Annotated in this window: 8 protein-coding genes; 6 read left to right on the top strand and 2 right to left on the bottom strand. The window is 72.0% G+C overall.

Going from position 1 to position 5710, the window contains the following annotated elements:
* Positions 1-435: HNH endonuclease (locus Q7T52_RS06630; protein WP_304800631.1), on the top strand; the 435-nt coding region annotated here is incomplete at its 5' end.
* A 105-nt stretch (positions 436-540) separates the two neighbouring features.
* Here the strand turns inward: Q7T52_RS06630 and Q7T52_RS06625 are convergent.
* Entirely contained in the window at positions 541-1056 is a 516-nt protein-coding gene (locus tag Q7T52_RS06625; RefSeq protein ID WP_304800629.1) for a hypothetical protein, read from the bottom strand.
* A gap of 90 nt (positions 1057-1146) precedes the next feature.
* On the opposite strand from Q7T52_RS06625, the gene Q7T52_RS06620 reads away from it, so the two are divergent.
* Genes Q7T52_RS06620 through Q7T52_RS06605 form a run of 4 tightly spaced genes read left to right on the top strand, consistent with a single transcriptional unit; the run spans position 1147 to position 4356 of the window.
* Positions 1147-2112, top strand: a complete 966-nt coding sequence (locus Q7T52_RS06620; protein WP_304800633.1) for an ABC transporter ATP-binding protein — start codon at positions 1147-1149, stop codon at positions 2110-2112.
* Positions 2112-2960, top strand: coding sequence for an ABC transporter permease (locus Q7T52_RS06615; protein ID WP_304800627.1), 849 nt, complete (start codon positions 2112-2114; stop codon positions 2958-2960). Before Q7T52_RS06620 ends, Q7T52_RS06615 begins: the two co-directional genes overlap by 1 nt.
* A complete protein-coding gene (locus tag Q7T52_RS06610) occupies positions 2957-3754 on the top strand; it encodes an ABC transporter permease (protein WP_304800625.1) in 798 nt (265 codons plus the stop codon). Before Q7T52_RS06615 ends, Q7T52_RS06610 begins: the two co-directional genes overlap by 4 nt.
* Before the next feature lie 29 nt (positions 3755-3783).
* On the top strand, positions 3784-4356 hold the full coding sequence (locus Q7T52_RS06605) for a DM13 domain-containing protein (RefSeq protein WP_304800624.1): 573 nt from the start codon (positions 3784-3786) through the stop codon (positions 4354-4356).
* Positions 4357-4469: 113 nt separating this feature from the next.
* Here Q7T52_RS06605 and Q7T52_RS06600 read toward each other — a convergent pair whose 3' ends face one another.
* Entirely contained in the window at positions 4470-4955 is a 486-nt protein-coding gene (locus Q7T52_RS06600; protein ID WP_304800622.1) for a GNAT family N-acetyltransferase, read from the bottom strand.
* Positions 4956-5024: 69 nt separating this feature from the next.
* Here Q7T52_RS06600 and Q7T52_RS06595 point away from each other — a divergent pair.
* On the top strand, positions 5025-5710 hold a 686-nt coding region (locus Q7T52_RS06595; RefSeq protein ID WP_370692302.1), incomplete at its 3' end, for a DinB family protein.

Raw genomic sequence — 5710 nt, 5'->3', positions numbered from 1 at the left:
GTGCTGCTCTTCAACGCGTCCTTCGAGCCCCTCGGCCGGGTCAGCTTCAAGCACGCGGTCAAGATGCTGGTGCGTGAGGTCGCGGTCGTCCACGAGGCCCACCCCGAGCGGATGATCGGGCCCTACCAGTGGCCGCGGGCGCTGCGGCTGGTCCGCTACGTCGCGACCAAGTGGCTCTACCGCCCGGCCGGCTACACGCGCCAGGGCGTCCTGGCCCGCGACCGCCACCGGTGCGCCTACTGCGGCACCCGCGCCGAGACCATCGACCACCTGCTCCCGCGCTCGCGCGGCGGTGCGTGGACGTGGCTCAACACGGTCGCCGCCTGCGGGCCGTGCAACGAGCGCAAGGGCAACCGCACCCCCGCCGAGGCCGGGCTGCGCCTCCGCGTCGACCCGTGGCACCCCACCCGGGCCCAGGTCGCGGCCTGGTCCTGAGGTCTGGTGGGAGATTCGTGCCGGAAGGTGGAGATTCACCGCCGCAGCGGGGTTTCTCCGCCTTCTGTGTCAAAGGTTCGTGACAGAAGGAGGAGCACCACCGGGTCAGCGGGGATTCTCCACCTCCTGCGCCAAATCTCCCACCAGCCCGCGCAACGGACCCGGCACGTCGTCGAGCGGCACGGCCTCGGCGAGGAAGCCGGCATAGCTGATCTTGTGGCCCGACCGGGCGCCGAGCCAGCGCCGGAGCCGCTGGTGGTCGGTCCGGTCGCGCTGGGCGGGCTGCTGCGCCATCCGCTCGTACGCCGCCCGCTCGCCCTGCGCGTCGATCACGGCGAGCATCCCCTCGACCCCGACGGCCCGGATGAGCTCGTCCTCCAGGTCGGCGTCGCAGACGAACCGGGCGACGTCGGCGCCGGTCGCGGCCAGCACGCGGTCGACGTAGGCGGTCTCGGCGAGGTCGTGCAGCAGCAGCACCGGCCCGTCGCCGGCAGCGAGGTGCTTGCGCAGGTTGGTGATCCCGTTCATCACCTCCACGTCGACCGGCACGGCGCCCAGACGTCGCGCCAGCACCTCCACCGCGCGACGGTCGCTCTCGCCCTCGACCAGCACCGTCGCCATGTCGGCGACCGTAACCCCGTCGAACCTGTCCGTGCCTGCCGTTAACCTCCCCCCGTGACCGAGTCAGAGATCGCGTCGACGGCCGAGCCGATGATCTGGGCCCGTGGGCTGCGCAAGTCGTTCGGCACCGGCGAGAGCGCGTTCGAGGCGGTCAAGGGCATCGACCTCGACGTACGCCGCGGCGAGGCGTTCGGGTTCCTCGGGCCCAACGGGGCCGGCAAGTCCTCGACGATGCGGATGATCGCGGCGGTGTCGCCCGTGACCGCGGGCGAGCTGCGCATCTTGGGTCGCGACCCCGAGACCGACGGCCCGGCGATCCGGGCGCGGCTCGGCGTCTGCCCGCAGGAGGACACCCTCGACAGCGAGCTCAACGTCCGCGACAACCTGGTCATCTACGCCCGCTACTTCGGCATCGGCCGCGCCGACGCGCGTGCCCGGGCCGACGAGCTGCTCGAGCTGGTCAACCTCACCGAGAAGGCCAAGGCCAAGGTCGACGACCTCTCCGGCGGCATGAAGCGCCGGCTCACCATCGCCCGCAGCCTGGTCAACCGGCCCGACCTGCTGCTCCTCGACGAGCCCACCACCGGGCTCGACCCGCAGGCGCGCCACGTGCTGTGGGACCAGCTGTTCCGGCTCAAGCAGCAGGGCGTCACCCTCGTCATCACGACCCACTACATGGACGAGGCCGAGCAGCTGTGCGACCGCCTCGTCGTCATGGACAAGGGCGTGGTCGCCGCCGAGGGCTCGCCCGCCGCCCTCATCCGCGAGCACTCCTCGCGCGAGGTCGCCGAGCTGCGGTTCGGCCTCGGCGACGTCGGGGCCGACGGGGCCGACGGGGCCGGCGCCAACCCGCACGAGACCCACGCCGCCGACGTCGCCGACCTCGGCGACCGCGTCGAGGTGCTGCCCGACCGGCTGCTCGTCTACAGCGCCGACGGCGACGAGGTCCTCGAGGCCGTCCACGACCGCGGGCTGCGGCCGGTCGCCACCCTGGTGCGCCGCAGCACCCTCGAGGACGTGTTCCTCCGCCTCACCGGCCGGACCCTGGTCGACTGATGGCCACCACCCAGCCCACCCAGCCCGCCCAGCGCACCCGGCCCGCCCCGCACCCGTCGGGTCGGCTCTCGACGGTCACCGCCGTACGCCGGATGGCGCCCTACTGGCTCACCGTCTCGCTCCGCACCTGGCGCGGGTCGGTCGTCTCGGCGTTCCTGGCCCCGATCTTCTACGTCGTCGCGATGGGGGTGCTGCTCGGCGGGTTCATCGCCAGCGACCGCGCCCGGCTCGAGGGGGCGCCCGACTACCTCTCCTTCATCGTGCCGGGCCTGGTCGCCGGCCACGCCATGCAGACCGCGGTGGCCGACACCTCGTGGCCGGTCTTCAGCAACTTCAAGTGGAACCGCGTCTACGACTCGATGGTCGCCACCCCGATCGCCGTGCGCCAGGTGGCGTTCGCCCACCTGTTCTTCGTGTGGGCGCGGGTCACCGCGGTGTGCGCCATCTTCGACCTCGTCGTGGCGCCGTTCGGCGTCTACGGCAGCTGGTGGGGACCCTTCGCCGCGCTGGCCGCGCAGAGCCTGACCGGCCTCACCTTCGCGACCCTGATGTACGGCTACGCGTGCCGCATCGAGACCGACGCCGCGTTCGGCGTCGTGTTCCGGCTGGCGATCTTCCCGCTCTTCCTGTTCAGCGGCGCGTTCTTCCCGGTGGCCAACCTCGGCGCGGTGGGCGAGCGGGTCGCCCAGCTCACGCCGCTGTGGCACGGCGTCAACCTGTCGCGGATGCTCAGCCTCGACACCGTCGACCTCAGCACGGCAGCGATCAACCTCGCCGTGCTCCTGGCCGTCGCCGTGCTCGGCGGCTGGTGGGCCGTGAGCGGCCTCGAGAAGCGGATGCAGTCATGAGCATCCCGGCCGGCATCCCCCTGCCGCTGACGTCGGTCCAGGCCACGTGGCTGCTCGTCGAGCGCAACATCATCACCTACCGCTCGGCGTGGAAGCTCTTCATCACCGGCTTCCTCGAGCCGGTCTTCTACCTGCTCTCGATCGGCATCGGCGTCGGCCAGCTCATCGACACCTTCGAGTTCAACGGGCAGACGATCCCCTACGCCGAGTTCGTCGCCCCGGGCATGCTGGCCGCGTCGGCGTTCAACGGCGCCCTGATGGACTCGTGCTTCAACTTCTTCTTCAAGCTCAAGCACCTCCGCCTCTACGACTCGGTCCTCGCCACCCCGGTCGGCACCGCCGACGTCGCTCGCGGCGAGGTGATCTGGGGCCAGCTGCGCGGCGGGTCCTACTCGGCGGCGTTCCTCGTGGTCATGCTGCTGCTGGGCTACATCCACACCTGGTGGGCGGTGCTCGCGCTGCCCGCCGCCCTGCTCATCGGGTTCGCGTTCAGCGCGGTCGCGATGGCCTGCACCACGTGGTTCACGTCGTGGCAGGACTTCGAGAAGGTCACCCTCGTCCAGACGCCGCTGTTCCTCTTCTCGGCGACGTTCTTCCCGGTGACCGCGTTCGACGGCTGGCTGCGCTGGGTCGTCGAGTGCACCCCGCTCTATCGCGGGGTCGTCCTGTGCCGCGAGCTCACCACCGGCACCGTCACCCTCGACTCGCTCGTGTCGGTCGTCTACCTGATGGTGATGGGTGTGGTCGGCCTGCTCGTCGTCCGTAAGCGCCTCGACACACTTCTCCTCACCTGAGCCCCACCGCCGGCGTTACGGTGACGGGCATGGTCAAGTGGGTCCTCGGCGCGGTCGCCGTCGTCGTCGTGTCGGTCGCCCTGTGGGCGTTCGAGCCGTGGCGGCTGTGGACCTCGAGCACCCTCGACGAGGCCGTCCCCGGTGCCACCGGTGAGGACGTGTCGGTGCGCGACGTCGCCGACGTACCGACCTCCACGCCCACCTCCGCATCCACCTCGACGTCGACCGAGCCCGCGCCGGTCACGCCGGCGGAGTCGCGGCTCCGGATCGTGGCCGAAGGTGCCTTCGAGGACGCGGAGCACGAGACGAGCGGCACCGCCTTCGTCGTCGAGACGGCCGGCGGCGACCGCTACCTGAGGGTCGAGGGCCTCGCGACCTCCGACGGCCCCGACCTCCACGTCGCCCTGTCCGACGCCCCGAGCGGCGGCTCCTGGGGGTCCTACGACGACGGCCGCTACGTCGAGCTCGGGGATCTCAAGGCCACCCACGGCAACCACAACTACGCCATCCCCGACGACGTCGACCTCGACGACCTCACCACCGCCGTGATCTGGTGCGACCGCTTCGACGTCGCCTTCGGCACCGCCCCGCTCGCCGCCTGAGGCTTCGAGGCCCGCTCCGCTCGCACCTCAGCCGGCGGCGACGTCGGCTGAGGTGCGAGGAGCGCCAGCGACGAGCCTCGAAGCCACGTCACCGACCTCAACCGTCACCGACCTCAACCGTCGCCGAGCACCAACGCATAGAACGCCGTGTCGACCCACCGACCCAGCTTGTGCCCGACCTCGGGCAGCACCCCGACGCGCTCGAAGCCGCACGCCCGGTGCAGCCCCTCGCTCGCGGGGTTGGGCAGCGCGACGACGGCCAGCGCCGTGTGGACGCCGTCGGCCCGCAGCCGGGCCAGCAGCTCGTCGTACAGCCCGCGCCCGACGCCCCGGCCCCGGGCGCCCGCGTCGAGGTAGACCGAGACCTCGCGCGTGGTGTCGTAGGCCGCCCGCGGCCGGAAGACCGACGAGTAGGCGTAGCCGAGCACGGTCGACCCGTCGACGGCGACGAGGACGTGGTGGGCGGAGCTGAGCTTCTCCTCCCAGTAGTCGATCGGAGGGGCCGTCGTGTCGAAGGTGGCGATGCCGCTGACGACCTGCTCGTCATAGATCGCCTTGATGGTCGGGAGGTCGCCGACGACGGCGTTGCGCACGGACACGGCAGCATCCTGACGGACGTTGTCCGGATCCCGCGCGACGACCGCCCCGCCGGTCGGCAGACTCCAGGGGTGATCGAGCCCGACACCAAGGACTGGACCTGGGTCCTCACCGTGCCCTGCCCCGAGTGCGGCTTCGTGGCCGCCGACGTCGACGTCACCCGGGTCGGCGACGAGATCCGCGCCAACGCTGCGCTCTGGCCGGTGGTCCTGGCCGGACCGGCGCCCACGCAGCGGCCGGAGCCGGGCACGTGGTCGCCGACCGAGTACGCCTGCCACGTCCGCGACGTGCACACCATCTTCGCCGTGCGCGTCGGCCTGATGCTCACCGAGGACGGACCCGCCTTCGCCAACTGGGACCAGGACGTCACGGCGGTCGAGCAGCACTACGACCGGGCCGACCCGGCCGAGGTCGCCCCCGCGCTGGTCGCAGCGGCCGACGTCGTCGCGGCGCTCTACGACGGCGTACCGCCCGACGCCCTCGGCCGCACCGGCTTCCGCAGCGACGGCAGCGCCTTCACCGTCGACAGCATCGCCCGCTACCACCTGCACGACGTGGTCCACCACGCCTGGGACGTACGCCGCCAGCTCACCGTCGCCGCCTACGACCGCCAGGCCGCCGACTACGGCGAGGCGTCGGCGCCGGTCTCCGACCGGGTCAGGGCGCGGCTCGACGACCTCGCCTCGCGGGTGGTGCCCGGCTCGCGGGTCCTCGAGATCGGCAGCGGCGGCGGCCGCGACGCGCGCGAGCTCGAGGA

Origin of the sequence: Nocardioides sp., from assembly GCF_030655615.1 — a bacterium.
Taxonomy (GTDB): Bacteria; Actinomycetota; Actinomycetes; order Propionibacteriales; family Nocardioidaceae; genus Nocardioides.
This window is presented reverse-complemented; position numbering and strand designations above follow the sequence as displayed.

Bases quoted from the DNA above. Each gene is read 5' to 3' on its own strand.
- Q7T52_RS06625 (WP_304800629.1), bottom strand. From the start codon at position 1,056: ATGGCGACGGTGCTGGTCGAGGGCGAGAGCGACCGTCGCGCGGTGGAG.
- Q7T52_RS06620 (WP_304800633.1), top strand. From the start codon at position 1,147: ATGATCTGGGCCCGTGGGCTGCGCAAGTCGTTCGGCACCGGCGAGAGC.
- Q7T52_RS06615 (WP_304800627.1), top strand. From the start codon at position 2,112: ATGGCCACCACCCAGCCCACCCAGCCCGCCCAGCGCACCCGGCCCGCC.
- Q7T52_RS06610 (WP_304800625.1), top strand. From the start codon at position 2,957: ATGAGCATCCCGGCCGGCATCCCCCTGCCGCTGACGTCGGTCCAGGCC.
- Q7T52_RS06605 (WP_304800624.1), top strand. From the start codon at position 3,784: ATGGTCAAGTGGGTCCTCGGCGCGGTCGCCGTCGTCGTCGTGTCGGTC.